The 26,383-nt window shown below is 35.6% G+C and carries 27 protein-coding genes and 1 pseudogene; 26 read left to right on the top strand and 2 right to left on the bottom strand.

From position 1 onward, the window contains the following. Position 1 precedes the first annotated feature (1 nt). Positions 2 to 592, bottom strand: a complete 591-nt coding sequence (locus tag ACODST_RS26495; protein WP_488935105.1) for an HD domain-containing protein — start codon at positions 590 to 592, stop codon at positions 2 to 4. A gap of 213 nt (positions 593 to 805) precedes the next feature. On the opposite strand from ACODST_RS26495, the gene ACODST_RS26500 reads away from it, so the two are divergent. The 26 genes and pseudogenes from ACODST_RS26500 to ACODST_RS26625 all read left to right on the top strand — a co-directional run bounded on the left by ACODST_RS26500 (position 806) and on the right by ACODST_RS26625 (position 25,122). Next, a complete protein-coding gene (locus ACODST_RS26500; RefSeq protein ID WP_488935106.1) occupies positions 806 to 2,221 on the top strand; it encodes an MBL fold metallo-hydrolase in 1,416 nt (471 codons plus the stop codon). Between the two features lie 90 nt (positions 2,222 to 2,311). Then, the gene (locus ACODST_RS26505) at positions 2,312 to 2,875 is read left to right on the top strand and encodes a YeeE/YedE family protein (RefSeq protein ID WP_488935107.1); all 564 of its coding nucleotides are present in this window, start codon (positions 2,312 to 2,314) and stop codon (positions 2,873 to 2,875) included. A gap of 12 nt (positions 2,876 to 2,887) precedes the next feature. Continuing rightward, positions 2,888 to 3,367 carry a DUF6691 family protein gene (locus ACODST_RS26510; RefSeq protein ID WP_488935108.1) on the top strand — a complete coding sequence of 160 codons (480 nt, stop codon included), beginning with the start codon at positions 2,888 to 2,890 and terminating at the stop codon, positions 3,365 to 3,367. 238 nt (positions 3,368 to 3,605) lie between these two features. Further along, positions 3,606 to 5,192 carry a glycerol-3-phosphate dehydrogenase/oxidase gene (locus ACODST_RS26515; RefSeq protein WP_488935109.1) on the top strand — a complete coding sequence of 529 codons (1,587 nt, stop codon included), beginning with the start codon at positions 3,606 to 3,608 and terminating at the stop codon, positions 5,190 to 5,192. Positions 5,193 to 5,524: 332 nt separating this feature from the next. After that, positions 5,525 to 5,986, top strand: coding sequence for a MarR family winged helix-turn-helix transcriptional regulator (locus ACODST_RS26520; protein WP_488935131.1), 462 nt, complete (start codon positions 5,525 to 5,527; stop codon positions 5,984 to 5,986). Positions 5,987 to 5,990: 4 nt separating this feature from the next. After that, positions 5,991 to 6,623, top strand: a complete 633-nt coding sequence (locus tag ACODST_RS26525; RefSeq protein ID WP_488935110.1) for an NAD(P)H-dependent oxidoreductase — start codon at positions 5,991 to 5,993, stop codon at positions 6,621 to 6,623. Positions 6,624 to 6,655: 32 nt separating this feature from the next. Next, complete coding sequence (locus ACODST_RS26530) at positions 6,656 to 7,222, top strand: YceI family protein (protein WP_488935111.1); 567 nt, start codon at positions 6,656 to 6,658, stop codon at positions 7,220 to 7,222. A gap of 202 nt (positions 7,223 to 7,424) precedes the next feature. Further along, positions 7,425 to 8,702 carry a hypothetical protein gene (locus ACODST_RS26535; protein ID WP_488935112.1) on the top strand — a complete coding sequence of 426 codons (1,278 nt, stop codon included), beginning with the start codon at positions 7,425 to 7,427 and terminating at the stop codon, positions 8,700 to 8,702. Between the two features lie 299 nt (positions 8,703 to 9,001). Next, complete coding sequence (locus ACODST_RS26540; protein WP_488935113.1) at positions 9,002 to 10,402, top strand: anthranilate synthase component I family protein; 1,401 nt, start codon at positions 9,002 to 9,004, stop codon at positions 10,400 to 10,402. Between the two features lie 93 nt (positions 10,403 to 10,495). Further along, positions 10,496 to 10,936 carry a hypothetical protein gene (locus ACODST_RS26545; RefSeq protein ID WP_488935114.1) on the top strand — a complete coding sequence of 147 codons (441 nt, stop codon included), beginning with the start codon at positions 10,496 to 10,498 and terminating at the stop codon, positions 10,934 to 10,936. Positions 10,937 to 11,030: 94 nt separating this feature from the next. Continuing rightward, on the top strand, positions 11,031 to 11,597 hold the full coding sequence (locus ACODST_RS26550; RefSeq protein WP_488935115.1) for an anthranilate synthase component II: 567 nt from the start codon (positions 11,031 to 11,033) through the stop codon (positions 11,595 to 11,597). A gap of 74 nt (positions 11,598 to 11,671) precedes the next feature. Further along, complete coding sequence (trpD, locus tag ACODST_RS26555) at positions 11,672 to 12,664, top strand: anthranilate phosphoribosyltransferase (protein WP_488935116.1); 993 nt, start codon at positions 11,672 to 11,674, stop codon at positions 12,662 to 12,664. Between the two features lie 13 nt (positions 12,665 to 12,677). Further along, entirely contained in the window at positions 12,678 to 13,046 is a 369-nt protein-coding gene (locus ACODST_RS26560; protein WP_488935117.1) for a four helix bundle protein, read from the top strand. Positions 13,047 to 13,105: 59 nt separating this feature from the next. After that, a complete protein-coding gene (trpC, locus tag ACODST_RS26565; RefSeq protein ID WP_488935118.1) occupies positions 13,106 to 13,885 on the top strand; it encodes an indole-3-glycerol phosphate synthase TrpC in 780 nt (259 codons plus the stop codon). 126 nt (positions 13,886 to 14,011) lie between these two features. Beyond that, entirely contained in the window at positions 14,012 to 14,644 is a 633-nt protein-coding gene (locus ACODST_RS26570) for a phosphoribosylanthranilate isomerase (protein WP_488935119.1), read from the top strand. Positions 14,645 to 14,655: 11 nt separating this feature from the next. Then, positions 14,656 to 15,837, top strand: coding sequence for a tryptophan synthase subunit beta (trpB, locus tag ACODST_RS26575; RefSeq protein WP_488935120.1), 1,182 nt, complete (start codon positions 14,656 to 14,658; stop codon positions 15,835 to 15,837). A gap of 69 nt (positions 15,838 to 15,906) precedes the next feature. After that, entirely contained in the window at positions 15,907 to 16,227 is a 321-nt protein-coding gene (locus ACODST_RS26580; RefSeq protein ID WP_488935121.1) for a gamma-glutamylcyclotransferase family protein, read from the top strand. 19 nt (positions 16,228 to 16,246) lie between these two features. Continuing rightward, positions 16,247 to 16,984, top strand: a complete 738-nt coding sequence (locus tag ACODST_RS26585) for a carbon-nitrogen hydrolase family protein (protein ID WP_488935122.1) — start codon at positions 16,247 to 16,249, stop codon at positions 16,982 to 16,984. Between the two features lie 106 nt (positions 16,985 to 17,090). Further along, positions 17,091 to 17,852 carry a tryptophan synthase subunit alpha gene (gene trpA / locus ACODST_RS26590; RefSeq protein WP_488935123.1) on the top strand — a complete coding sequence of 254 codons (762 nt, stop codon included), beginning with the start codon at positions 17,091 to 17,093 and terminating at the stop codon, positions 17,850 to 17,852. A gap of 108 nt (positions 17,853 to 17,960) precedes the next feature. Further along, complete coding sequence (locus ACODST_RS26595) at positions 17,961 to 18,494, top strand: hypothetical protein (RefSeq protein WP_488935124.1); 534 nt, start codon at positions 17,961 to 17,963, stop codon at positions 18,492 to 18,494. 22 nt (positions 18,495 to 18,516) lie between these two features. Beyond that, positions 18,517 to 18,636: pseudogene (locus tag ACODST_RS26600) on the top strand (tryptophan synthase subunit alpha); the annotation flags it as partial. A gap of 94 nt (positions 18,637 to 18,730) precedes the next feature. Beyond that, positions 18,731 to 20,356 carry a M1 family metallopeptidase gene (locus ACODST_RS26605; RefSeq protein ID WP_488935125.1) on the top strand — a complete coding sequence of 542 codons (1,626 nt, stop codon included), beginning with the start codon at positions 18,731 to 18,733 and terminating at the stop codon, positions 20,354 to 20,356. Positions 20,357 to 20,489: 133 nt separating this feature from the next. After that, positions 20,490 to 21,119 carry a TetR/AcrR family transcriptional regulator gene (locus ACODST_RS26610; protein WP_488935126.1) on the top strand — a complete coding sequence of 210 codons (630 nt, stop codon included), beginning with the start codon at positions 20,490 to 20,492 and terminating at the stop codon, positions 21,117 to 21,119. Beyond that, positions 21,109 to 22,437 carry a TolC family protein gene (locus tag ACODST_RS26615; protein WP_488935127.1) on the top strand — a complete coding sequence of 443 codons (1,329 nt, stop codon included), beginning with the start codon at positions 21,109 to 21,111 and terminating at the stop codon, positions 22,435 to 22,437. Before ACODST_RS26610 ends, ACODST_RS26615 begins: the two co-directional genes overlap by 11 nt. A gap of 12 nt (positions 22,438 to 22,449) precedes the next feature. After that, positions 22,450 to 23,529, top strand: coding sequence for an HlyD family secretion protein (locus ACODST_RS26620; protein ID WP_488935128.1), 1,080 nt, complete (start codon positions 22,450 to 22,452; stop codon positions 23,527 to 23,529). Positions 23,530 to 23,532: 3 nt separating this feature from the next. Continuing rightward, positions 23,533 to 25,122 carry an MDR family MFS transporter gene (locus ACODST_RS26625; protein ID WP_488935129.1) on the top strand — a complete coding sequence of 530 codons (1,590 nt, stop codon included), beginning with the start codon at positions 23,533 to 23,535 and terminating at the stop codon, positions 25,120 to 25,122. 226 nt (positions 25,123 to 25,348) lie between these two features. Here ACODST_RS26625 and yaaA read toward each other — a convergent pair whose 3' ends face one another. Then, positions 25,349 to 26,107: a peroxide stress protein YaaA gene (gene yaaA, locus ACODST_RS26630; RefSeq protein WP_488935130.1), complete on the bottom strand. Its 759-nt coding sequence runs from the start codon at positions 26,105 to 26,107 to the stop codon at positions 25,349 to 25,351. Positions 26,108 to 26,383: the final 276 nt, after the last annotated feature.

A 26,383-nucleotide genomic window follows, 5' to 3' on the forward strand; every position in this document is an offset into this window, starting at 1 on the left:
ATTATTTCTTCAAAATGCCTTTTTCAACGCTTTCGTTAATCAAACCTTCGGCATAGTTCCAGAGTGTTTCCGAACCTTTTTTAATAACACTCTTTTTCTCGTAAACCTTATCATAGGTTACATCAAACTCTTTCCAGGTTCCGCCGTTATTAGAGGTGTTTTGCAGCAACGGTTCTAATCGATCCATCGATCTGGCAAATTTAGCCTCACTGGTTTCTCCGGCTTCAAACTCTTCCCAGATGGCAATGAGTTCTTCTGCCTGATTTTTGGGAAGCAGTCCAAAAATACGATTCGCCGCCAATCGTTCTTCATCGGTATTATGATGGCTTTTTACTGTATCATAAATAAAAACATCTCCGGCATCTATTTCTACAATATCATGAATCAAAACCATTTTTACGACTTTCAAAACATCAATGGGTTCATTGGAATGTTCTGCTAAAACAATTGCCATTAAGGCCAGATGCCAGCTGTGTTCGGCATCATTTTCACACCTGTCGCTGTTAAACAGTTTCGTTTTTCGCTGAATGTATTTTACCTTATCAATTTCTTTTATAAAAGCAATCTGATTCCCTAAATCTGCTGTATCCATCTCTGTATTTTTTACTTTTTTATTAAAAAATGACATTCGTCATATGCAAAATTAGAAGTAAAAGCGTAATTGCTCAAGTTTAATTTCATTTATATAACTGATAGGAGAAAATCCGCATTTTTTTACACAAAAACCTAATTTCTGTAACATTAGTCACCTATTTTAACCGAAAACAAAGTTATCTTTGTACCCCATCATTTTACAATACCTATTATGAAAATAGAACAAATATATACCGGCTGCCTTGCACAGGGTGCTTATTATATAACTTCAGACGGAGAAGCTGCGATTATTGATCCTTTAAGGGAAATCCAGCCTTATTTAAATCGTCTGGAACGCGATCAGGTTACACTGAAATACATTTTTGAAACGCACTTTCATGCCGATTTTGTTTCAGGGCACGTAGATTTAAGTAAAGAAACCGGAGCACCAATCGTGTACGGACCTAATGCTGCCTGTGAGTTTGACTGTATTTCTGCAAAAGACGGACAAGAATTTAAAATCGGAAAAGTAACGATTAAAGTATTGCATACTCCGGGTCATACTATGGAGAGCACCACATTTTTACTTATCGACGAAAACGGAAAAGATCATGCGATTTTCTCTGGTGATACTTTATTTATCGGTGATGTTGGGCGTCCGGATCTGGCACAAAAAGCCTCAGGAATGACTCAGGATCAGTTAGCCGGAATTCTATACCATTCGTTACGGGATAAAATTATGATTCTGGCTGATGATGTAATTGTTTATCCTGCTCATGGTGCCGGAAGCGCCTGCGGAAAGAACATGAGCAAAGAAACCGTTTCGACTATCGGGAACCAAAAAGCAACTAATTATGCTTTGCGTGCCGATATGACCGAAGCAGAATTCATTAAAGAAGTAACTGACGGATTACTGCCTCCTCCCGCTTATTTCAGTATGAACGTGGCTATGAACAAACAAGGTTATGAAAGCTTTGAAACAGTTTTACACAACGGAATGCAAGCTGTAAATGTAAAAGAATTTGAAGCAGTAGCAGAAGAAACCGGAGCTTTAATTCTGGATACAAGAGGTGCAGCCGATTTCAGTAAAGGATTTATTCCACAATCCATTAATATCGGAATCAATGGTGATTTTGCACCATGGGTTGGAACTTTAATTGCTGATGTAAAACAACCCATAATTTTGGTTACTGCGGCCGGAATGGAAGAAGAAACCGTAACCCGTTTAAGCCGTGTTGGTTTCGATACGATCATTGGACATCTGGAAGGCGGATTTGAAGCCTGGCAGAATGCAGGTTTTGAAATTGATACTGTAAACAGAATCACAGCCGGACAATTTGCAGATGAATTTAAACTGGGCGAAGTTAAAGTGGTAGACATTCGTAAAGAAACAGAATACGAAGCAGAACATATTGACGACGCTTACAGCAAACCTTTGGCTTATATTAATGACTGGGTAAAAGATATTAACCCTAATGAACATTTTTATCTGCATTGCGCGGGAGGATACAGAAGCATGATTGCCGCTTCTATTCTTCAGGCAAGAGGTTTTAGAAATTTCAGTGAAATTGAAGGCGGTTTTGGAGCGATTTCAAAAACAAATGTTCCAAAATCAGATTTTGTCTGTCAAAGCAAAGTATTAAAATAATTTAAAAAGGCTCAAAGGTTCAGAGTTACAAAGGCACAAAGTTTTCAGCCTTTGAACCTTTGAACCTATGCATCTTACAACCTAAAAAATATGCTGGAAATTATAAAAGAACCTTGGCCTTGGTATGTTGCCGGCCCTTTAATTGGATTAACAGTTCCAATTTTATTAATTATCGGAAATAAATCGTTTGGGATTAGTTCTTCACTTCGTCATATTTGTGCGGCTTGTATTCCCTCGAATATTTCATTCTTTAAGTATGACTGGAAAAAAGAAAGCTGGAACTTATTTTTTGTACTGGGAATTTTCTTTGGAGGAGCTATCGCGGCCTTTCTGCTGTCAAATCCGGATTCTGTCGTAATTACTCCGGAGCTTGCGGAACAGTTAGCAGGGTACGGAATCACAGATCATACTGGTTTAGTTCCGGCACAGTTATTCTCGTGGGAAAGTTTATTTACCCTGCGCGGATTTATTATGATGATTGTAGGCGGGTTTTTAGTAGGTTTTGGAACACGTTATGCCGGAGGCTGTACCAGCGGTCATGCCATTATGGGAATTTCAAACCTGCAGTGGCCTTCATTAGTCGCTACAATTTGTTTTATGATTGGTGGTTTTATAATGTCACTTTTGATCCTGCCTTATATTCTTTCACTTTAAAAATTTTCAAAAATGAGTACTTTAGAAAATAAAAACACCGACAGCGAAGGAATCAACGCCAGCCATAAAAAAGAAACAGTGTTCGCAAACCTAAAATATTTAATTGTTGGTATCTTTTTCGGAATTGTATTTGTCAAGGCCGAAATTATCAGCTGGTTTCGTATCCAGGAGATGTTTCACCTGCAGTCATTTCATATGTATGGCGTAATAGGAAGCGCCGTTGCAGTTGGAGTAATTTCAGTTTTCCTGATTAAAAAATTCAATATCAAAACCCTGCAGGGTGAAAAAATCGAAATTCAGCCAAAAACTTTCAGCAAAGGACAAATCTACGGCGGATTAATGTTTGGTTTTGGCTGGGCCATTACAGGAGCCTGCCCGGGACCTCTTTTCGCTCAAATCGGTACAGGAGCAACGGTTATTGTAGTTACCTTAATAAGTGCCATAGCCGGAACCTGGGTTTATGGTTTGATAAAAGACAAACTTCCTCACTAATTTTTTTTACTTTACTATTTATAGTTTAATCCCCGATAAGTTGTAAAATTTATCGGGTTTTGTTTTTTAATCAAAAATCTAAAATTTCCCGTAAGGACATTGACAGTTTAAACATAAACAGTCCTGAACAAACATTTGCAAAGTATTAATTGCTGACAAAGTGTACTTCTTCATGAGTTTTTAATTTCGTTTTGCTAAGTTTGCTTTTAAACAATAAGTCCCAAACAAAGTTTACCATATGAACCGTTCAGAGCAGCTATCCAGATTACAAAATACCGAAAATTGGGACGTTATTATAATAGGCGGCGGAGCCAGCGGACTAGGAACCGCTATAGATGCAGCCAGCAGAGGGTATAAAACCATTTTACTTGAAGCCGTAGATTTTGCAAAAGGTACTTCGAGCCGAAGCACCAAACTCGTTCATGGTGGTGTACGTTATCTCGAACAGGGAAATGTACATTTGGTAAGAGAAGCTTTAAAAGAGCGTGGATTAATGGCACAAAATGCGGGTCATTTAGTCAAAAACCAGTCTTTTGTAATTCCCAATTACAACTGGTGGAGCAGTTTTATTTATACAATTGGATTAAAAATTTATGATTTACTGTCAGGCTGTTTAAGTCTCGGGCGTTCTGAATATATTTCGAAGAAAAAAACAATCGAAATGCTTCCCAACATACAGGAAAGCGGATTAGTTAATGGTGTTATTTACCACGACGGACGATTTGATGATTCCCGGCTCGCCATTAATCTTGCCCAGACTGCTGTAGAAAATGGAGCCTGTGTTTTAAATTATATAAAAGTTGTCAATTTAGTAAAAGACAGCAATAATCAAATCACCGGAGTTCAGGTAACCGATCAGGAAACTAAAATTACCTATGATTTAAAAGGCGCTGTTGTAATAAATGCTACAGGCGTTTTTACTAATGCCATAATGAAGCTAAACGATACGGTTTATAAAAAATATATCGTTCCCAGCCAGGGAATTCATTTGGTGTTTGACAAATCTTTTCTGCCCGGCGAACACGCCCTGATGATTCCAAAAACAAAAGACGGAAGGGTTTTGTTTGCTGTTCCCTGGCATAATCGTGTCGTTGTGGGCACGACTGACACATTAATAAAAAAACAAAGTCTGGAACCGATCGCTTTAGAAAGTGAAATTCAGTTTGTCCTCGAAACCGCACAGCGCTTTTTAGCTAAGACACCAACCAGAGCCGATGTACTATCAGTATTTGCAGGCTTACGTCCGCTGGCTGCTCCAAAAGAAGAAGGCAAAAACACCAAAGAAGTTTCCAGAAGCCATAAAATTATTGTTTCTGAAACCGGATTAATTACCATTACCGGAGGGAAATGGACAACATACCGAAAAATGGCAGAAGAAATAATCGACAAAGCCATACTAAAAGGCAAGCTTCCTAAAAAGCCGTGTACAACCATGCATTTAGCCATTCATGGAAATAAAGCTACCACTGCTTCAGACCGTGAAAATCACCTTTATATTTATGGTTCAGATATTCCTGAAATACTGGAATTACAACAGAACGAACCTGACTTAAAAGAAAAACTGCACCCTGATCATGAATTTACTCTGGCAGAAGTAGTCTGGGCTGTACGTTATGAAATGGCCAGAACTGTAGATGATGTACTGGCAAGGCGTGTTCGTTTACTATTCCTGGATGCCAGGGCCGCCATCGAGTCGGCTGAAAAAACGGCACTGTTAATGGCAAAAGAATTAGGGCATGATGAAAACTGGATCAGGAAAGAAATTTCAAATTTCAGAGAGATTTCTAATGGTTTTCTTTTAGAAGAATTTAGAAATCAGTCATGAAAATTCTTTTTCAAAAGATTTTTTAAGTCAGAGAGAATTTAAAAACTACGCAAATTATACCTAGCTGTTCTTTTTGGACACTAAAAATTCTCTTTGAAAAACTTTTTAAAAATTACATTATCTCAGTTTTTCTTCAGGATTAAATTTTAGTTAAACAACAAAATATCAGATATTTAAACACATAAAATACACTACATTTATTTGATTAAAAAAAGATCTGTTCTCTTCTTTCCTACAGCATCTTTTTAAATTAACAAAAAATTAACATGACACTTGTATATACAACTATTAAAAGCTATACATTTGTATATACAAATTATACACTTACGACTATGACAATTGAAGAGGTTATTAAGAGTACAGTTAAGATGGATAATGCGAAAAAAGTTATTCTGAACATTATGTACACACAAAATGTGATTCAGGATCATTTCAACGAGATAATGAAACCGTTTGATTTGTCCGGAGAACAGTATAATGTGCTGCGTATATTAAGAGGACAAAAAGGAAATCCTGCTAATATGTGTGTCATACAGGAACGTATGTTAGCCAAAACAAGCAACACGACACGATTAGTTGACAAATTATTACTGAAAGAACTGGTAACGAGAAACGTTTGTCCGGACAACCGACGCAAAATTGAGGTTTTAATTACGCAGAAAGGACTGGACGTATTAAAAGAGTTAGACCCGAAAGTAGATGCGCATGAGCGTGCATTTGCCCGGAATATAAGTCCGGAAGAATTAGAATTATTAAACAATTTATTAGAAAAATACCGAACCCAACAAAATTAATATTATGAGCACATTTTTAGAAAATCAAAATTGGAGATACGCAACTAAAAAATTTGATGCAGCCAAAAAAATCTCTGATACCGATTTAAATACTTTAAAAGAAGCGGTAAGACTAAGTGCTTCTTCCTACGGATTACAGCCATACAAAGTAGTGATCGTAAAGAACCCGGAAATTAGAGAGCAGTTAAAAGCAGTAGCCTGGGGACAAACTCAAATTACTGATGCTTCTCACCTTTTCATTTTTGCAAACGACTTAAACCTTGATGCCGGTTCTGTTGACAAATACATTCAGAATATAAGTGAAACCAGAGGAGTTCCTGCAGATGCATTAGCTGGTTTCAGCGATATGATGAAAGGACAAATTGCAGGTCTTGCTGCCGATGCAAAAAATACCTGGACTGCAAAACAAACTTATATTGCCTTAGGAAACTTATTAGGAGCGGCGGCTGAGTTAAAAATTGATGCAACGCCAATGGAAGGTTTCAATGCGGCCAGTTTTAATGAAATCTTAGGTTTCGATAAATTAGGTTTAAATGCTTCAGTTATTGCAACGGTAGGTTACAGACATGAAGAAGACGACACACAGCATTACAAAAAAGTTAGAAAATCACAAGAGGAATTATTTATCACTATATAATTATTTATTAATCTAAATTCAATTTTAACAACATGAAAAATTTAAAAACAATTGCAATAGCATTATTCGTAGCAGCAGCTGGTATCTCAGTAAACGCACAAACTAAAAAAATCGACGTAAAAGCATCTACTATTAAATGGGTAGGTAAAAAAGTAACCGGAGAGCACTCAGGAACAGTTAACTTCAAAGAAGGTGCTGTTGTTTTCAAAGGAAAAAAATTAACAGGAGGAAGCTTCACAGTTGATATGACTTCATTAACTGCTACTGATTTAACAGGAGAATACCAGGGAAAATTAAACGGTCACTTAAAAGCTGACGATTTCTTCGGAACGGATAAATACCCAACTTCAAAATTAGTTTTCAAAAAAATTGGTTCTAAATCTGCTGACGTTTACACAGTAACTGCTGATTTAACAATTAAAGGAATCACTAAACCAGTAACTTTCGATATCACTGTAAACGGAGATACTGCTACAGCTGCTTTCAAAGTTGACAGAACTAAATACGACATCAAATACAACTCTGGTAACTTCTTCCAAAACTTAGGAGACAAAACTATCAATGATGATTTCGAATTAACTGTAGCTTTAAAATTCTAATTTCAGGCTTACTAATTCCTATATAAGAAAAACCCCAACAGTTTGATGCTGTTGGGGTTTCTTTTTTACCTCTTTTCAAAAACATAACGTTCTTAATATTGTAATAACACTTTCGTAACAACCATCCCCGTTTTGATTAACATAGGGCCTGTAATTTTGAGGAAAATAAAAACTCAACAACTAGAAACTCAAAATTATAGTTATGAAAACAAAATTACGCATTGCTGCTGCCCTATTATTAAGTACATTATTTATACAAGCCCAGCAGCAGGCAAAAGGAATAATTGGCACCAATAACTGGATGAACAACTGGACCAATTTTAATCCTGCCAAACAAGAGTACAGCGAAGCAACTAACATAATTGCCGGAACAATTGATAAAGATACCCGATTAGTAAAACGCAATACTTATCATTTAGTTGGTGTAGTGTATGTTACAAACAATGCCACTTTAACCATAGAACCAGGAACAGTAATTCGCGGGGATGACAAAACCTGCGGAACTCTCGTAATTACAAACGGAGCAAAAATTATGGCCGAAGGCCTTGAAACCGACCCCATTGTATTTACATCAGAAAATGAAAAAAACAATAGAAAACCAGGAGACTGGGGCGGGATTATTATTTTAGGAAAAGCGCCTATAAATACTCTGGGAGGTATTCACACTTTACCATTTGATTTAGATCCAAATTTAAATCATTATGGAGGTCAGGACCCTGAAGATAATTCCGGAATTTTGAAATATGTCAGAATTGAATATGCCGGGCGAAAATTAAGTGCTTCTAAGGAATTAAACGGGCTTTCTTTAGCCGGAGTTGGAAGAAAAACAGTATTAAGCAGTATCCAGATCAGTTTTTCAAATGATGATTCTTTCGAATGTTATGGCGGAGATTTAAACATGAACAATTTAATTTCCTATAGAACTACCGATGATGATTTTGATTTTACACAAGGTGCACAAATCAACATTACTAACAGTATTGCGGTTCGTCATCCGTTCTCGTCTGATATTTCAGGATCAAGATGTTTTGAAGTAGACTCTTATGATAAAGTACAAAATACAGATATGAGCAAAAAAATGACCAAAATTACGGCCAGCAATATTACGCTGGTAAACCTGGAAGAAAACAATCAGGGATTGGTCAGAGAATCTGTTTACGTCAGAGAAAATACATTTTTCAGTTTAAATAACAGTATTGTTTCAGGCTTTTCCCCTTTTGTTTTATTAGAAGGAAACATCGGAAACGGAAACGACAACCTGTCAAAAATGAGCTTTAAAAACACCATCGTGAATAATTGTGCGGGCGGAATTACAAGTGAATCTTCGAGTTCTAATGATGCCATTCAGAATTATTACAATCCAAATTCCGGTTTAGAATATACCAAAATGAAAAATACAGACTTGTTTACAACTCCTAACATAAAAATAAGCCCGGATTTCAGAGCAAACGTGAACAATACGCTTGCCATTGGAAATTAAGGACTTAAAGTATTTCTAGGTTTTAAAATTTAACAAATTTCAGAATTTAGAAAAGTTTTTTTTCCAGTTTTATGTATTCTAATTCAAATTACATTTATATCTTTGTCACAACAAAATAAGATATGAGAACAATAATGAACAATACTTGGTGGTGGAACAATTTACGTCAGACGTCGTGAACGAAGCTTCCTATGGTATTTTCAAAACTATAAATATAAAAGGCTTGTCATCACGACAAGCCTTTTTTTTTGACCGAAACTTTTATAAAAAATATAGTAAAAATTAAAAAACAACATACTTTGAAATCTTTTATACTCAACACACATTACAAACAAATACTGGCAGACACCGTTACGCCGGTTAGCATTTATTTCAAAATAAGAGATAAATTCCCAAACAGTTTATTGCTTGAAAGTAGTGACTATCACGGAAATGACAACAGTTTTTCGTATATCTGCTGCAATCCGATTGCCACTATCAAAATCGAAAATGAGGTCATCACCAAAACTTTTCCTGACGGAACATCAGAGCAAAATAAAATTGACAGTTCAACCAATATCCCCGAAGTAATTCAGGAATTTTCAGGAAAGTTTCAATCAGAGAAAAACGATTTCAAATTTATAAACAACGGTCTGTTTGGTTACATTTCTTATGATGCCGTACGTTATTTTGAAAAAGTTTCTATTGCCAAAAAAGACAATGCCACTTCAATTCCGGATGTTTTTTATGCCGTTTACCAAAACATTATTGCTATTAACCATTTTAAAAATGAAGCGTATATTTTCTGTCATAGTGTGGATGGAAAAAACAATATTTCTGAAATCGAACAATTGCTGCAGTCCAGAAATATAGCTTCCTACAAATTTACAAAAGAAGGCGAAGGTTTCTCCAATCTAACCGACGAAGAATTCAAACACAATGTTGCTTTAGCCAAAAAACACTGTTTTAGAGGCGATGTATTCCAGCTCGTTTTATCACGTCGTTTTACACAAGGTTTTAAAGGTGACGAATTTAATGTTTACCGAGCCTTAAGAAGCATCAATCCATCTCCGTATCTGTTCTTTTTCGATTATGGTGATTTTAAAATATTCGGTTCTTCACCGGAGGCTCAGATTATTGTAAAAAACAGAAAAGCGGAAATTCACCCAATTGCCGGAACATTTAAAAGAACTGGGAATGACGAACGTGATGCCCTTTTAGCCAAAGAACTTTCGGAAGACAAAAAAGAGAACAGTGAACACGTTATGCTGGTTGATCTTGCCAGAAACGATTTAAGCCGAAACGGTCATGATGTAAATGTAGAAAAATACAGAGAAGTTCAGTTTTTCTCTCACGTAATTCACCTGGTTTCAAAAGTAACCGGACATTTACACGATAAAGCAACAACCATGCAGGTAGTTGCCGATACTTTTCCGGCCGGAACTTTAAGCGGTGCCCCAAAACACAGAGCCATGCAGTTAATCGAAGATTACGAAAAAACAAATCGTAATTTTTACGGAGGAGCAATTGGTTTTATGGATTTTGACGGGAACTTCAACCATGCCATTATGATTCGAACTTTTCTTTCTAAAAACCATCAGTTACATTGCCAGGCCGGCGCAGGAATAGTTGCCAGCTCAGACGAAGAAAGTGAAATGCAGGAAGTCTATAATAAATTAAGAGCTTTAAATACAGCCCTGGAAATGGCAGAGAAAATTTAGTAATCAGTGTTCCGTTTTTAGTGTTCAGTAATAGAACCTGAAACCTGAAACTTGAAACTTGAAACTTGAAACAATTAACAAACCACAAAAACCATGAAAAAAGCAATTTCGATTTTAATTTTAATTATTACTCTGACGTCTTGCAATTCTGAAAAGAAAAATCCAATTGAAGGAACCTGGCGTCTTATATCAGCTGAAACTACTGAGAAAGATTCGACTTTCTCTACTTTCAATAAAAACACAAAAATGATCAAAATTATAAACGAAACTCATTTTGCTTTTTTAAATCATGATTTGAAAAACGGAAAAGATTCCACAACAGCATTATATTTTGCAGGAGGTGGAAAATATACTCTAAAAGACAGTATTTATACAGAGAATCTGGAGTTTTTCAATAACCGCGACTGGGAAAATAATAAATTCGAATTTGTAGTTAAAGTTCAAAACGACACCTTAGTTCAAAAAGGAGTTGAAAAAGTAGAAAAATTAGGAGTAGATCGTGTTATTATTGAGAAATACGTTCGGGAAAAATAAACTTTGGCTGCCAGTCTCAGTCTCAGTTTTCAGTAAAAAACTTAGTGTCCATTCCCGAAGTTATCGGGATAGCAGCTTAGAAACTTAAAAAAAAATGAAAAAAATATTAGTTATAGACAATTACGATAGTTTCACTTACAACTTAGTGCACTATCTGGAAGATTTAAACTGTGAAGTAACGGTTTACAGAAACGACGAATTTGAAATCGATGAAATTGCATCATTTGATAAAATACTACTTTCTCCAGGCCCTGGAATTCCGGACGAAGCGGGTTTATTAAAAGCCGTAATCGAAAAATACAGCCCAACAAAAAGTATTCTTGGTGTATGCCTGGGACAACAAGCTATCGGAGAAGTTTTTGGCGGAACGCTTTCAAACCTGGATAAAGTATATCACGGCGTTGCCACAAATGTAAAAACAGTGGTTTCAGACGAAATTCTTTTTGAAGGCTTAGGAAATGAATTCGAAGTAGGAAGATACCATTCATGGGTAGTAGACAGTAATTTGCCAGAAGATCTGGAAGCCACTTCTGTTGATGAAAACGGCCAGATTATGTCTTTACGCCACAAAAATTATGATGTAAGAGGCGTTCAGTTTCATCCTGAAAGTGTTTTAACCCCAAAAGGAAAAAGGATTTTAGAAAACTGGATTAAAAGCTAGTTTACAGTCTCGGTAATCAGTCGCAGTAAAAAAGAGTATCTCAGTATCTCAGAACCTTAGCAGTAAAAAAAAAAATGAAAACTATATTAAACAAATTAATCAATCACGAAGTACTTTCTAAAGAGGAAGCGAAACAAGTATTGATTAATATCTCAACAGGTCAATATAATCCAAGCCAGATTTCGGCTTTTTTGACCGTATTCATGATGCGAAGCATTACCATTGATGAACTTTCGGGATTTCGTGAAGCCTTATTAGAATTATGTATCCGTATTGATTTATCCGATTACAACACCATCGATTTGTGCGGAACGGGTGGTGACGGAAAAGATACTTTCAATATTTCGACTTTAGCCTCCTTTGTATCAGCCGGAGCCGGAATTAAAGTGGCCAAACACGGTAACTATGGCGTTTCTTCTATTTCGGGATCCAGCAACGTGATGGAAAAAATGGGCATTAAATTCAGTAATGATCCGGAATTTTTAGAAAAATGTATTGATAAAGCCGGAATTTGTGTTTTGCACGCTCCCCTGTTTCACCCGGCGATGAAAAATGTAGGTCCAATAAGAAAAGAACTGGCCGTAAAAACCTTCTTTAATATGTTAGGTCCAATGGTAAATCCTGCATTTCCACAAAATCAGCTTGTAGGAGTTTTTAATTTAGAACTCGCCAGAATTTATGCTTATCTGTATCAAAATACCAATGTAAACTTTACGATCCTGCATTCGCTTGACGGTTATGATGAAATTTCACTAACCGGGCCAACCAAAACCATTTCCAATCATATGGAAGGAATGCTGAAACCGGAAGATTTTGGTGTTCGTCTTCTGTCCCAAACCGAAATTGAAGGTGGAAAAACCATCGAAGAATCGGCTGAAATTTTCACAAACATTATTTCAGGAAAAGGAAACGAAGCGCAAAACAATGTGGTCTGCGCCAATGCTGCCATGGCAATTGCAACAGTTACAAAATGCTCTCCGCTTGAAGGATTTGAAAAAGCTAAAGAAAGCTTATTATCAGGAAAAGCACTTCAGTCTTTAAACAAATTGAAAGATTTAATGATTTAAAAATTGAAAAATTATGACAAAATCTTTTGAAGAATTTGAAGTATATAAAAAAGGCATTCTATTAGCTAAACTAATTTTCGAATTAGTAAACACCAAACCGTTTGAAAGAGAATTTAGTTTTAAAGATCAGATAAAACGAGCGGTGGTTTCAATTACAAATAATATTGCAGAAGGATCAGAATACAATAATAACAAACAACTAATACGCTATCTCAAAATTTCAAAAGGAAGCTGTGCAGAAGTTAGAAGTATGCTGATATTATCAAAAGAACTTAACTTTTGCAATCAATTGGAAATCCAGAAAAGTTATGATTTAAGTATAGAAATATCTCAAAACTTATCAAACTTTATAAAATATCTAAACACCAAAACGGATGCATAATTTACAGATTACTCTTTCTTAAATCTTTAAATTTTTCAATCTTTAAATTATAATAAGCAATGAATATCCTAGATAAAATAATACTAGATAAAAAACGAGAAGTAGTTCTTAAAAAATCGATTATTCCGGTTTCTCAGTTAGAAGCTTCCGTGTTTTTTGGAAAACAGACTATTTCTTTAAGTCAAAAATTAAAAGAAAGCAATTCGGGAATTATTGCGGAACACAAACGCCGCTCCCCTTCTAAATCCATTATCAACCATAGTTTTACTGTTGAAGAAGTGGTAAAAGGTTATGAAGATGCCGGAGCCTGTGGTATTTCGGTGTTAACAGACGGGAAATATTTTGGAGGCTCTTTAGATGATTTACTTTTGGCGAGAGCTTCAGTCAATATTCCACTTTTGCGAAAAGAATTTATTGTAGACGAATACCAGATTTTAGAAGCCAAGGCACATGGTGCGGATTTAATTTTGTTAATCGCCGCAGTCTTAACACGTGACGAAATCAAATCTTTGTCTGAATTTGCAAAGAAATTAGGTTTAGAAGTTCTACTGGAAGTTCACAATCTTGAAGAACTGGAAAAATCAATTATGCCAAGTTTAGACATGATTGGTGTAAACAACCGAAATTTAAAAACATTCGAAGTGAGTCTGGATTTCAGTAAAGAATTAGCCTCACAGATCCCAAATGATTTTGTGAAAGTTTCCGAAAGCGGTATTTCATCAATCGAAGCCATTCAGGAATTAAAGCCTTACGGCTACAAAGGTTTCTTAATTGGAGAAAACTTCATGAAAACCGACAACGCTGGTCAAGCAGCAACAGAATTCATCAGCAAAATATAATTTTGGTTTGCCGCGAATTACACCAATTAACACGAATTTAATTAGTGGAAATTCGTGAAATTAGTGGCAAAAAAATAAAAAAAACTTAGTGTCTTAGCGCCTTCGCGGCAAAAAACAAATAAAAAAATGAAACTTAAAATATGCGGTATGAAATATCCTGAAAATATGCTCGAAGTAGGCGCACTTCTGCCTGACTATATGGGATTTATTTTCTGGGACAAATCCGCGCGATATTTTGACGGAGCGATTCCTGAACTTATCAAAACGATCAAAAAAACGGGTGTTTTTGTCGATCAGAGTCAGGACGAAATTCTGGAAAAAGTCATAAAATACAATTTACAGGCTGTTCAGTTACACGGTCATGAATCCGTTGCGTTTTTATCAGAATTAAAAGAAAAATTACCTAAAAAAATCGAAATCATAAAAGTATTTTCGGCCGATGAAAACTTCGATTTTGAAATTATAAAGCCGTTTGAGCCGGTCTGCGATTATTTTCTGTTTGATACCAAAGGAAAATTACCCGGCGGCAACGGAACAACATTTGACTGGACGATATTAAAAAAATACAATTCCAAAAAACCTTTCTTTTTGAGCGGCGGCATCGGAATGAAGGAATTAAAAGCCATTGAAGAAATTTCAAAAACCAATTTACCTATTTACGCTGTCGATGTAAATAGTAAATTTGAAATCGAACCAGGACTTAAAAACAGAAATTTATTTAGCAATTTCAAACGCAAATTTGATGTTGCCAACTTTTAAAATTTAAAAAAATGAGTTTTAACGTTAATGAAAAAGGATATTACGGAGAATTTGGCGGAGCTTATATTCCTGAAATGTTATATCCAAATGTAGAAGAACTACGCCAGAAATACCTCAGTATAATGGATGAACCGGATTTTAAAGCGGAGTTTAACCAACTGCTGAAAGACTATGTGGGACGTCCTAGTCCGTTGTATTTTGCCAAGCGTTTATCTGAAAAATACAATACTAAAGTGTACCTGAAAAGAGAAGATTTAAATCATACCGGTGCACATAAAGTAAATAATACAATTGGACAGATTTTATTAGCAAAGCGTTTAGGCAAAAAAAGAATCATTGCCGAAACCGGAGCGGGTCAGCACGGAGTTGCAACGGCAACAGTTTGTGCCCTTATGGGAATTGAATGCATTGTGTATATGGGAGAAATTGACATTGCACGCCAAGCTCCAAACGTAGCCCGTATGAAAATGTTAGGTGCAGAAGTCCGTCCGGCACTTTCAGGTTCCAGAACTTTAAAAGATGCGACAAACGAGGCCATCCGTGACTGGATCAACAATCCGGTAGATACCCATTATATTATTGGTTCGGCTATTGGTCCTCATCCTTATCCGGATATGGTAACCCGTTTTCAGAGTATTATTTCAGAAGAGATTAAATGGCAGTTAAAAGAAAAAGAAGGCCGTGAAAATCCAGATTATGTAGTAGCCTGTATTGGCGGCGGAAGTAACGCAGCAGGAACTTATTACCACTTTTTACACGAGCAGCAGGTGGGTATTATTGCCGTTGAAGCAGCCGGAAAAGGAGTTGACAGCGGTCATAGTGCGGCAACCAGCAAATTAGGAAAAGTTGGCGTTATTCACGGCTGTAAAACCCTTTTGATGCAGACCCCTGACGGACAAATTACAGAACCGTACTCTATTTCGGCAGGACTGGATTATCCTGGAGTTGGCCCTCTGCATGCTCATCTGGCGCAAACCGGACGCGGGGAATTTTTCTCTGTAACCGATGATGATGCCATGAATGCCGGCTTACAACTGACCAAACTGGAAGGCATTATTCCGGCCATCGAAAGTGCCCATGCTTTTGCGGTTTTAGACCAGAAGAAATTCAAACCGGAAGATATTGTAGTGATCAGCCTTTCGGGTCGTGGAGATAAAGATTTAGATAATTATATTGACTATTTTAAATTGTAATAAAAATCGTAATTTGGACAACTAAAAAACGATTCCAAACGAAATCAAATAACGAGAAAAATAATAATTATGGAACAGTTATTCTCCTACGGAACATTACGATCAAAACAAATTCAAATGCAGATTTTTAATAAAGTTTTAGCGGGCACGCCGGACCAGCTGCTGGGTTACAAACTAAAAAGTCTGCAGATAGAAGAAGAGTTTGGAATGGCGGATTATGTGGTTGCAATAGCCAGTGAAAATGCTGCAGAAACTATTCATGGTGTTGTTTTCAAAGTTTCCGCCGCCGATTTGGCAAAAGTGGATTTATTTGAATCTAATTCATACAGAAGAATTCAGGTAAAACTGAAATCGGGAACAACAGCATGGGTATATACGGAAAACAAATAATAGAAATAAAAATAAAAAAATGATTCTTGCTGCAGCGCAAACCAGACCTATTCGTGACAATATAGAAGCCAATTTATCAGATCATTATCGTCTTGTTGAACTGGCGGTACAACAGGGAGCGCAATTAATAGTTTTTCCTGAAATGTCAATAACAGGTTATGAGAGAGACAGAGCACATCAACTGATTTTTGAAAAAGAAGATTCTCGTCTGGATCATTTACGAAAACTGTCTGCTGAAAATAATATCGTCATTATTGCCGGCGCACCGATTGCCATGGAATCTAAATTGTTTATTGGCGAATTTATTATTTCTCCTGACCATTCTCTTTCTGTTTACACCAAACAGTTTTTACATGAAGGTGAAGACGAGTTTTTCCAGTCGGCATTTGATTATAATCCAATGATTGTTATTGAAGAGCAGCGCATTTCATTTGCCATTTGTGCCGATATCGATAATCCGAAGCATCCGGAAAATGCCAGTAAAAAAGAAACTGATATTTACATCGCCAGTATTTTCTTTTCGCCAAACGGAATTCCAAATGCTTACAGAAATCTCCAGCATTATGCCCAAAAACATAAAATGAATGTTTTGATGTCAAACTTTGCAGGAGAATCCTGGGGAAGTCCGTCTGCCGGACAAAGCGCTTTCTGGAATAACAAAGGAGAATTAGTTGGACAGATGAATGATTCTGATTCTGGATTATTATTGGCTGAAAAACAAAATGATACCTGGACAACAAAAGTTATTATCAATTAGTCCAAACTCCTGCAAGGTTTACAAAACCTTGCAGGTATAAATCACTTAAAAACATAAAAACACCTACAAGGTTTTGTAAACCTTGCAGGAGAAAAATATACTAAAAATGAACAGAATAACTCAAAAATTACAAGAAGATAAAAAGATCCTTTCGATCTATTTTTCTGCCGGATATCCGAATTTAAACGACACCGTGCAGATTATCCAGGATTTAGAAAAAAACGGAGTTGATTTAATTGAAATCGGACTTCCTTTTAGCGATCCTCTGGCCGATGGACCAACGATTCAGGCGAGTTCTACACAGGCGCTTCATAACGGAATGACAACACAGATTCTTTTTGACCAACTGCAAAACATCCGCGAAAGCGTAAAAATTCCGTTAATCATCATGGGATATTTTAATCCGATGTTACAATATGGCGTGGAAGCTTTTTGTAAAAAATGCGCCGAAATTGGAATTGACGGTTTAATTATTCCTGATCTTCCTGTAGATGTTTATGCAGATGAATACAAAGCTATTTTTGAAAAATACGGCTTAATCAATGTTTTCCTTATTACACCTCAAACTTCAGACGAACGTATTCGTTTTATTGACAGCGTTTCAAACGGATTTATTTATATGGTAAGTTCTGCGAGTGTTACTGGCTCACAATCTGGTTTTGGAGATGTTCAGGAAACTTATTTTGAAAGAATTTCAAATCTCAATTTAAAAAATCCTCAAATCGTAGGTTTCGGAATTTCAAATAAAGAAACTTTCAATCAGGCAACTAAATATGCAAAAGGCGCTATTATTGGAAGTGCTTTTATCAAACATTTAAGCGAAAACGGAAGTAAAAAAATTGAAGAGTTTGTTGGAGAGATTCGATAATTTCTAAAAAAATATAATTATAAAACGACATTCATATTTTGGTGTCGTTTTTTTATACCTCAATAATTAATGTATATTTAAGCTAATTTTTTTAATTAAAAATTTCACATGAAAAAATCTCATTTCGTATTTGTTATCCTTTTTATTATTTTAAGTTGTGAAAAAAAAGAAGAGTATTCGCAATTAACTTATCATCAAAAAGCAAATGGACTAATTCAACAAGTACTTAAAAATGATTCATGTAATTGTCTATTGGAAATCCCAAATGAATCTATGATTAAAACAAGCCTTGCTGAAAATCCAAGATTTAATATTAAGGAAGAATTAATTAAAAGGCTTGATTTAAAAAATCAACATGAATTAGATAGTCTAGAAAAAGTTTCCGAAAATTTTATTTTGGATAATCTTCTTTTAAAAAAAGATAATAATATTATTATTGAAAGAGATTCAATACGTGAGTTAACTAAAAACCGAAGTGCCAAACTTATTAAAAAATGTCCAACAGGAATGTTGTATTTTTCTAAACCAATTTTAAACAAAGATAAAACAGCAGTACTAATGTATGGTCGTGTGTTTAGTTGTTTTGGAACTGAATTGAGAGTTTATAATTATGAAAATAAAAAGTGGGTTGAGAAAAATTGAGGTAATATTTTTAAAAGCAAATCAAATTTTCAATCAGGCAGCTAAATATGTAAAAGGCGCTATTATCGGAAGTGCTTTTATCAAACATTTAAACGAAAGCGGCAGCAGGAAAATTGAGGAGTTTGTTGGAGAGATTCGATAATTAAGTGTAAATTACACGGTATTTCAATTTTAGAAACCTTGTTATGCAGGAATATTCTATAATAAAAACAACATTTCTTTTTTTATTAAACTTTATGTTTTGTACGGTATACGCACAGGAAAATTCTACATTGCGTATACCATCAAAACAAGATACTTTAAATGGCTCGATTACTCCGGAAAGAATTTGGTGGGATATACAGCACTACGATCTTACCATAAAACCTGATTACATTACCCAAACAATATCAGGAAAAAATATAATCGAATACATTGTTGTTAACAAAAACCATTCTGATTTAATGCAGATTGATCTTGTCGCTCCTCTTAAAATTGACAGTATTTTTCAGAAAGATCAAAAAATAAATTATACTCAGAACGAAAATATCTGGTATGTAAAACTTCCTAAAAAGCTCCTTTCCAGAAAAAACAAAATCACGATTTATTATTCCGGAAAACCTACAGAATCAATAAAACCGCCTTGGGATGGAGGTTTAGTCTGGGCAAAAGATTCATTAAACCGCCCATGGATTTCAGTCGCCTGTCAATACAAAGGAGCTAGCTTATGGTATCCCTGCAAAAATGCCTTATATGATGAACCCGACAAAGGAGCAAGTATCAGTATTTCTGTCCCAGACAGTTTAACAGCGATTGGAAATGGACGTTTAAAAAGTAAAATTAAAAATACCGACCACACTTCAACATATAAATGGGAAGTAAAAAACCCAATTAATCATTACGGCATTACTTTTTATATTGGGCATTATATAAATATCAATGAAACTTTTAATGGCGAAAAAGGCCTTTTAAGCATGGACTTCTGGATTCTGGATTATAATAAAGAAAAAGCTGTAACCCACATGATTCCAGAAGTTAAAATTACCATGAAATCCCTGGAACATTGGTACGGCCCCTACCCTTTCTATGAAGACGGATTTAAGATGGCTGATGCTCCTTACATTGGAATGGAGCATCAAAGTGCAGTTGCTTACGGCAGTTCTTATAAAAAGGGAACAAACAAAAAAGGAGGTGATATTTCGAATACAGGCTGGGGAAAAAAAACAGATAAAATTATTGTTCATGAAATAGCTCATGAATGGTTTGGCAATAATATCACAGCAAGCGATATTGCTGACAGATGGATTCAGGAAGGGTTTGCCGGTCTAGGCGAAGAACTGGTCATAGCAGATTTATGTGGCAGGCAGGCTGGAAATGAATTTATGAATGGCCGATTCAGAACGATCGAAAATGACAAACCTGTTATAGGACGCTATGGAATAAACGAAGATGGAAGCAACGACAATTACGTAAAAGGCTGGGCTGTTATACATATGATAGGAGCTGTTATGAATGATGATCAAAAATTTCGAGAACTACTGCGTGGTCTAAATCGCGATTATCATAATAAAGTTGTCACAACAAAGGAGATCGAAACTTATATAAATAGCAAATCCGGGATTAATTTTCAGTATCTGTTTGATCAATATCTGAGAACAAATATGGTTCCTGTTTTAGAATATCAATTTAAAAATGGATTACTCCATTACCGTTATTCAAATTGCAGCAAAGACTTTGTTATGCCCATAAAAACAAACTGGACAAAAGATATCCAAATCTATCCTACGACTTCATGGCAGACATTAAAAATTGCAGATGATGCTTTGGAAACAGACCTAAAAGTTGATATTAATTTTTACCTAACTGTCCAAAAAACTTACTAATTCCGTATAAATTATGGATATTAAGAACTAAAAACAACTACACCGTTTTATGTTAATATTATGTTAAAACAAAATTAAACAAGCGTTTAAATTAAACAACTGTTTAATTTTGCATCCGATTAGAAACAATACCATGTCAAACATCGAATTAAACGATAAAAAGATTCAGATTCTTAATGTAGCTGAAAAGCTGTTTTCTGAGAAAGGATTTGAAGGTACATCGATACGGGACATCTCTAAAGAGGCAAAAATCAACATTGCCATGGTTTCGTACTATTTTGGTTCAAAAGAAAGACTTCTGGAAGCCTTAATTCTTCACAAAACGGTTGATTTAAAACTACAACTCGAAAATTTACTGCAGGAAAATCTCGAACCTCTTGAAAAAGTCAATAAATTAATCGAAATTTACGTTAACCGAATCTGTCTTAACAAAGGGATTTACAGGGTTTTACATTTTGAACTTTACAACAAAAAAAGAGAAAAGAGCCTTCAGGCTTTTACTGAACTTAAAAAAGGAAATTTAAAATCAGTTGAAAGTATTATCAAACAGGGCCAGTCTCAGGGAGTTTTCAGAAAAGATGTTAATATCCAGCTCATTACGCCAACCATTATCGGAACCTTTTTTCACTTTCACATGAACCGCTCATTCTTCGAAGAATTACTGGATTTAAAAACAGAAGAAATGTTTAATAATTACATCAACAACGATCTAAAAAAGCACATTCAACAAACTATAAAAGCGCTACTTGTTTATGAAAATTAGTCAATTAATGCTCTTTGGAGTTTTCTTTATCGGAATAACTTCAGCAGAAGCACAAGAAAAAACAAGTTTAACTTTAGACGAAGCCGTAAAAATGGCCTGGGAAAAGAGTAACGAGGTTACGCTTGCCAACACTAAGGTAAACACAAAAAAGTATGAACTTCAAACGGTTAAAAACAACCAATACCCGGAATTAAAAATTTCCGGTCAATACCAGCGTCTGACAAAAGCTTCTATCGACATGCACAACAGCGGAGATGAAGCCAGTTCTGATCCAATGCCTTCTCCAAATCAAGCTATGCTGGGAATGGCAAATCTTAGTCTGCCAATCTTCTCCGGATTTAAAATCCAAAGCAGCATCAATGCTTACGATAATTTGTATGAAGCTGAAACAGCTAATGCGGCTAAAACGAAAGAAGATATTGCATTGCGTACCATAACGTATTATACGGCATTGTACAAAGCACAAAAAACACTGGATTTATTAAACGAAAATCAAAAACAGGCCAAACAGCGTGTCACTGATTTTACTGAACTGGAAAAAAACGGAATTATTCCGAGAAATGATTTATTGAAAGCCCAGTTATTAGTTTCAAAAACACAATTATCTATCGATGAAGCTAACAATAATATCAATAATATCAATTATTATCTGACAACATTGCTTAAATTAGAGCCATCTGTAAAGATACAGGTGAACGAAGATGATTTTTTTAATTTAAAAACCAGCAATGCACCAACATCTGATGCTTTGGCATTGGAAAGCCGAAAGGATTTAGAAGCACTTCGTTTTCAGTCAAAAGCCAGTGAAGCCAACATTAAAATTGCAAAAGCAGGATATTATCCTTCACTTGCTTTACTAGGAGGTTATACGGCATTTGATCTTAAAGATTTCATTACAGTAAAATATGCTATGAATTTCGGACTTGGCTTAACATATGATTTATCAGGGATTCTGAAAAACAATGCACATGTTAGAGAAGCTGAAAGCAAAGCTCTTGAAGTAAAAAATTCTGAAGCAATCTTAACAGACCGTATTAAAGTTGAAGTTCAAAAATCTATTGAAGATTACGATTTAGCAATTAACCAGAGCGTAGTTTATGACGAAGCCCTTCAACAGGCCGCTGAAAACTACAGACTGGTAAAAGATAAATTTGACAATGGCTTAGCAGATACTAATGATCTGGTGGAAGCCGATGTTGAGCATCTGAATGCCAAAATCAATACCGCTTTATCTAAAGCAGCCATCATTCAAAAATATTACGAACTACTTTCAGTATCAGGACAATTATCACAATCATTCAATCTTTCAAAAATATAATCGACAGCTCTCATGGAAAAGAAAAAAACAAATAAAAAATTCATCATCATACTTGCAGTTCTGATTTTAGGAGGCGGAACTTATGGAATCTCTAAATATTTACATTCACAAGCCCACGAAGAAACAGATGATGCTCAGATTGAAAAGAGAATGAATCCGATTATCCCGAGAGTTTCCGGATATATCAGTAAAGTTTATGTGAAAGATAATGATTATGTAAAAAAAGGAGATACTTTATTTACAATCGACAAGAGAGATTATCAGTTAAAGATTGACGAAGCTAACGCTGCATTACTGGGAGCTGAAGGACAATACGAAGCTGCAAAAGCAGATATCGGAAGTGCTTATGCCAGTATTTCTGTATCTGATGCACAAATGAGATCGGCAAGTGGTTCTATCGAAAGCGCAAGAATCAGATTGAGACAGCTTACCAACGATTATAACCGTTACAACAACTTGTACAAAACACATACAATTACCAAACAGCAATATGAGCAGGCTTTAACTGCAAAAGAAGAAGCTGAAAACCAGGTACGTGTTTTAGAACAGCAGCAAAAAGCCACTTCTTATCAAAAATCGGTTATCCAGTCAAAATCTAAAGTTTCTGACAAACAAACAGAAGTTGCTGCAGCCAACATCAAAAAAGCCAGAACAATGTTAGATGTTGCACACTTAAACCTTTCATATACTGTAGTTACTGCTGCCATTGACGGTCAGGTTTCTAAAGTAGATATCCAGCCGGGACAATTGGTGCAGCCGGGACAATCTTTATTCTACATCATCAATAATAACGAAGCCTGGGTTGTGGCCAACTTTAAAGAAACACAATTAAATAAAATGGTTGTGGGACAAAAAGTAGGTTTAAAAGTAGACGCTTATCCAAACTATGAGTTTAAAGGAACTGTATCATCATTCTCTCCGGCAACAGGATCTCGTTTTTCATTACTTCCTCCTGATAACGCAACAGGAAACTTCGTAAAAACAATTCAGAGATTACCGGTAAAAATCACGATCGACGAATCTAACGATCCTGAAAAAGTAAAACTTTTAAGACCAGGAATGAACGTTGACGTTGATGTACATTTAAAATAAAACATGGCAGGAGCAGTACAAGCAGACGACGATTTAGTAGAATACGGTTTCAGACGAGTTATCATTACGATTACAGCAGTACTTTGTGCACTGCTGGAAATCGTAGATACTACGATTGTAAACGTAGCGCTGACAGACATGCGCGGAAGTCTTGGTGCTACCTTGACCGATGTGGCATGGGTAATTACAGCATACGCAATTGCGAATGTTATTGTAATTCCGATGACGAGCTGGTTATCACAGCAATTTGGAAGACGTAACTATTTTGTGGCTTCCATTATAATATTTACAGTCTGTTCATTTTTGTGTGGTAACGCCACCAATATTTGGGAACTTGTAGCCTTCCGATTCGTACAGGGTATGGGTGGTGGAGCGTTACTGGTAACAGCCCAAACGATTATTACAGAAAGTTACCCGGTAGCCAAACGTGGAATGGCGCAGGCTATTTACGGAATGGGTGTAATTGTTGGTCCAACTCTTGGTCCACCTTTAGGAGGATATTTAGTAGATAATTATTCCTGGCCGTATATTTTCTATATCAATATTCCATTAGGGATTATTGCAACCATTTTGGCTCTAACTTTTGTTAGAAGTCCTAAATATGGAGAGAAATTAAAAGCCAATCAGGTTGACTGGTGGGGAATTATTTTGTTGAGTACTTTTATTGGTTCTTTACAATTCGTACTGGAACACGGGCAGCAGGATGACTGGTTTAATGATTCATTAATTGTAACCTTGAGTGTTGTTACGGTTTTAGGACTGGTTCTTTTTATATGGAGAGAACTCACATACAAACATCCAATTGTAAACTTAAGTGTTTTGAAAGATGGAAACTTAAGAATTGGAACCATAATGTGTTTTATCCTTGGTTTCGGATTATACGGTTCCACTTTAATTATTCCAATTTATACGCAGTCGATTTTAGGATGGACCGCAACTGATGCCGGATTATTATTGATTCCGGGATCTATTACAACAGCCATTATGATGCCGTTTGTAGGGAATATGATTCAGAAAGGAGTTCCGCAGGGTTATATGGTTGGAGTTGGATTTTTAATTTTCTTCTTCTTTACTTTTATGATGTACAGCCGTATGACACCAGATACTGGAGTTGAACATATGTACTGGCCTTTAATTTTAAGAGGAGTTGGATTAGGATTACTTTTCGTTCCAATTACAACACTTTCTCTTTCAACTTTAAAAGGAAAACAAATTGGAGAAGGAGCAGCATTTACCGGAATGATGCGTCAATTGGGCGGATCTTTTGGTATTGCGATCATTACCACTTTCATTACCCGTTTCAGCCAGTCGCACCGAGTAGATTTGATTAATAATCTTGATCCGGCCAAATTTGAAGTACAACAGCGAATTGCAGGAATGCAGCACGCGTTTATGGCAAAAGGATACAGCGCTGATGTTGCTCTGAAAAAAGCGTATCAGGCCATAGAAATGTCAGTAATGAAACAGAGTACTGTAATGGCTTATATGGATATTTTCCTTTATTTAGGAATCATGTTTTTATGTTGCATACCGATTATTCTCTTTATTAAAAAAGGGAAGAACAAAATTAGTGCAGCCGACGCAATGCATTAATAATAATAAGTTTATAATACGCAGAAACGCCGAATTCATCCTTTAGAATTCGGCGTTTATTTTTTTGAAGTATTTTTTAACCGCAAAGGGCGCAAAGAATTTTATTTCTTAGAATCCTAAAAAACGCAAAGTTCGCAAAGCTTTGTGATAAAACCTTTGCGAACTTTGCGTAAACCTTTGCGTCTTTGCGGTTAAAAAAACTTAGAACCTCAGCACCTTAAAAAAACTATCTTGTAAAAACCAGGTGATCTCCTTTTGAAAGATTGGCATCAAACTGATATCCTTCGTAATTAAAGCCTTTTAAATCATCAATAGTTTCAGCATTAGTATCGATGATATAACGAACCATCATCCCTCTCGCCTTTTTAGCAAAGAAACTGATCATTTTTAACTTTCCGTCTTTATAATCTTTGAAATCCGGAGTAATAACCGGAACTTTTAAAGCTTTTACATCTACCGCAGAAAAATATTCATTACTCGCTAAATTCACAAATAATTCGTCTTTTTTAAATTCTTTGTTCAAAGCTTTAGTTACAACAGGTTTCCAGAATTCATGAAGGTTTTTATATTCGCCGACTGGCATTTTAGTTCCCATTTCTAAACGATAGGCCTGCATTAAATCAAGCGGTTTTAAAAGTCCGTAAAGACCTGATAGGATTCTCAATTTATCTTGTAAAACATCCAGTTTCTCTAACGGAATGGTATAAGCATCCAAACCAGTATAAACATCCCCGTCAAAAGTATAAACAGCCGGACGCGCATTTTCTGCGGTAAAAGGCGTTTTCCATTCCTGATTTCTTTTCCAGTTTAAGTCGGCTAGTTTATCTGAAATCGACATCAGCTCTGATAATTCAGCTGGCTTTTTTGTTTTTACTACTTTATGAACCACTCTGGCTTCTTTTAAAAATGAAGGTTCAGTATATTGAGATGTTGGTAATTCTTTTTCGAAATTCAGTGATTTCGCCGGAGATATAACAATTTTCATGTGAGCTTTTTTCTATGATTCAAAAATACAAATTGCAATTTTAAAAATTGATTATCGTAATTGATTTGTTTTATGAGGGTATAGTTTTTTTCGCCACGAATTCACGAATTTATTTTTTATAATCTTTGAACATAATTTTGAATAAATTAGAGTAATGAATCACTCTAATTTATTCGAAATGATTTAGATTAATTCGTGAATTCGTAGCGGAAAATTTACAGTATAAAAGGCATTTTCTATGTTACAAATTTGCAACCATAAAATTCCAAAAACATT

Source organism: Flavobacterium sp. FG19 (genome assembly GCF_057809475.1).

Bases quoted from the DNA above. Each gene is read 5' to 3' on its own strand.
- ACODST_RS26605 (WP_488935125.1), top strand. From the start codon at position 18,731: ATGTTTTGTACGGTATACGCACAGGAAAATTCTACATTGCGTATACCA.
- ACODST_RS26520 (WP_488935131.1), top strand. From the start codon at position 5,525: ATGACAATTGAAGAGGTTATTAAGAGTACAGTTAAGATGGATAATGCG.
- trpB (WP_488935120.1), top strand. From the start codon at position 14,656: ATGAGTTTTAACGTTAATGAAAAAGGATATTACGGAGAATTTGGCGGA.
- ACODST_RS26560 (WP_488935117.1), top strand. From the start codon at position 12,678: ATGACAAAATCTTTTGAAGAATTTGAAGTATATAAAAAAGGCATTCTA.
- trpA (WP_488935123.1), top strand. From the start codon at position 17,091: ATGAACAGAATAACTCAAAAATTACAAGAAGATAAAAAGATCCTTTCG.
- ACODST_RS26495 (WP_488935105.1), bottom strand. From the start codon at position 592: ATGGATACAGCAGATTTAGGGAATCAGATTGCTTTTATAAAAGAAATT.
- ACODST_RS26550 (WP_488935115.1), top strand. From the start codon at position 11,031: ATGAAAAAAATATTAGTTATAGACAATTACGATAGTTTCACTTACAAC.
- ACODST_RS26595 (WP_488935124.1), top strand. From the start codon at position 17,961: ATGAAAAAATCTCATTTCGTATTTGTTATCCTTTTTATTATTTTAAGT.
- ACODST_RS26580 (WP_488935121.1), top strand. From the start codon at position 15,907: ATGGAACAGTTATTCTCCTACGGAACATTACGATCAAAACAAATTCAA.
- ACODST_RS26515 (WP_488935109.1), top strand. From the start codon at position 3,606: ATGAACCGTTCAGAGCAGCTATCCAGATTACAAAATACCGAAAATTGG.
- ACODST_RS26545 (WP_488935114.1), top strand. From the start codon at position 10,496: ATGAAAAAAGCAATTTCGATTTTAATTTTAATTATTACTCTGACGTCT.
- trpC (WP_488935118.1), top strand. From the start codon at position 13,106: ATGAATATCCTAGATAAAATAATACTAGATAAAAAACGAGAAGTAGTT.
- ACODST_RS26535 (WP_488935112.1), top strand. From the start codon at position 7,425: ATGAAAACAAAATTACGCATTGCTGCTGCCCTATTATTAAGTACATTA.
- ACODST_RS26625 (WP_488935129.1), top strand. From the start codon at position 23,533: ATGGCAGGAGCAGTACAAGCAGACGACGATTTAGTAGAATACGGTTTC.
- ACODST_RS26570 (WP_488935119.1), top strand. From the start codon at position 14,012: ATGAAACTTAAAATATGCGGTATGAAATATCCTGAAAATATGCTCGAA.
- yaaA (WP_488935130.1), bottom strand. From the start codon at position 26,107: ATGAAAATTGTTATATCTCCGGCGAAATCACTGAATTTCGAAAAAGAA.
- ACODST_RS26530 (WP_488935111.1), top strand. From the start codon at position 6,656: ATGAAAAATTTAAAAACAATTGCAATAGCATTATTCGTAGCAGCAGCT.
- ACODST_RS26505 (WP_488935107.1), top strand. From the start codon at position 2,312: ATGCTGGAAATTATAAAAGAACCTTGGCCTTGGTATGTTGCCGGCCCT.
- ACODST_RS26500 (WP_488935106.1), top strand. From the start codon at position 806: ATGAAAATAGAACAAATATATACCGGCTGCCTTGCACAGGGTGCTTAT.
- trpD (WP_488935116.1), top strand. From the start codon at position 11,672: ATGAAAACTATATTAAACAAATTAATCAATCACGAAGTACTTTCTAAA.
- ACODST_RS26510 (WP_488935108.1), top strand. From the start codon at position 2,888: ATGAGTACTTTAGAAAATAAAAACACCGACAGCGAAGGAATCAACGCC.
- ACODST_RS26525 (WP_488935110.1), top strand. From the start codon at position 5,991: ATGAGCACATTTTTAGAAAATCAAAATTGGAGATACGCAACTAAAAAA.
- ACODST_RS26620 (WP_488935128.1), top strand. From the start codon at position 22,450: ATGGAAAAGAAAAAAACAAATAAAAAATTCATCATCATACTTGCAGTT.
- ACODST_RS26615 (WP_488935127.1), top strand. From the start codon at position 21,109: ATGAAAATTAGTCAATTAATGCTCTTTGGAGTTTTCTTTATCGGAATA.
- ACODST_RS26585 (WP_488935122.1), top strand. From the start codon at position 16,247: ATGATTCTTGCTGCAGCGCAAACCAGACCTATTCGTGACAATATAGAA.
- ACODST_RS26610 (WP_488935126.1), top strand. From the start codon at position 20,490: ATGTCAAACATCGAATTAAACGATAAAAAGATTCAGATTCTTAATGTA.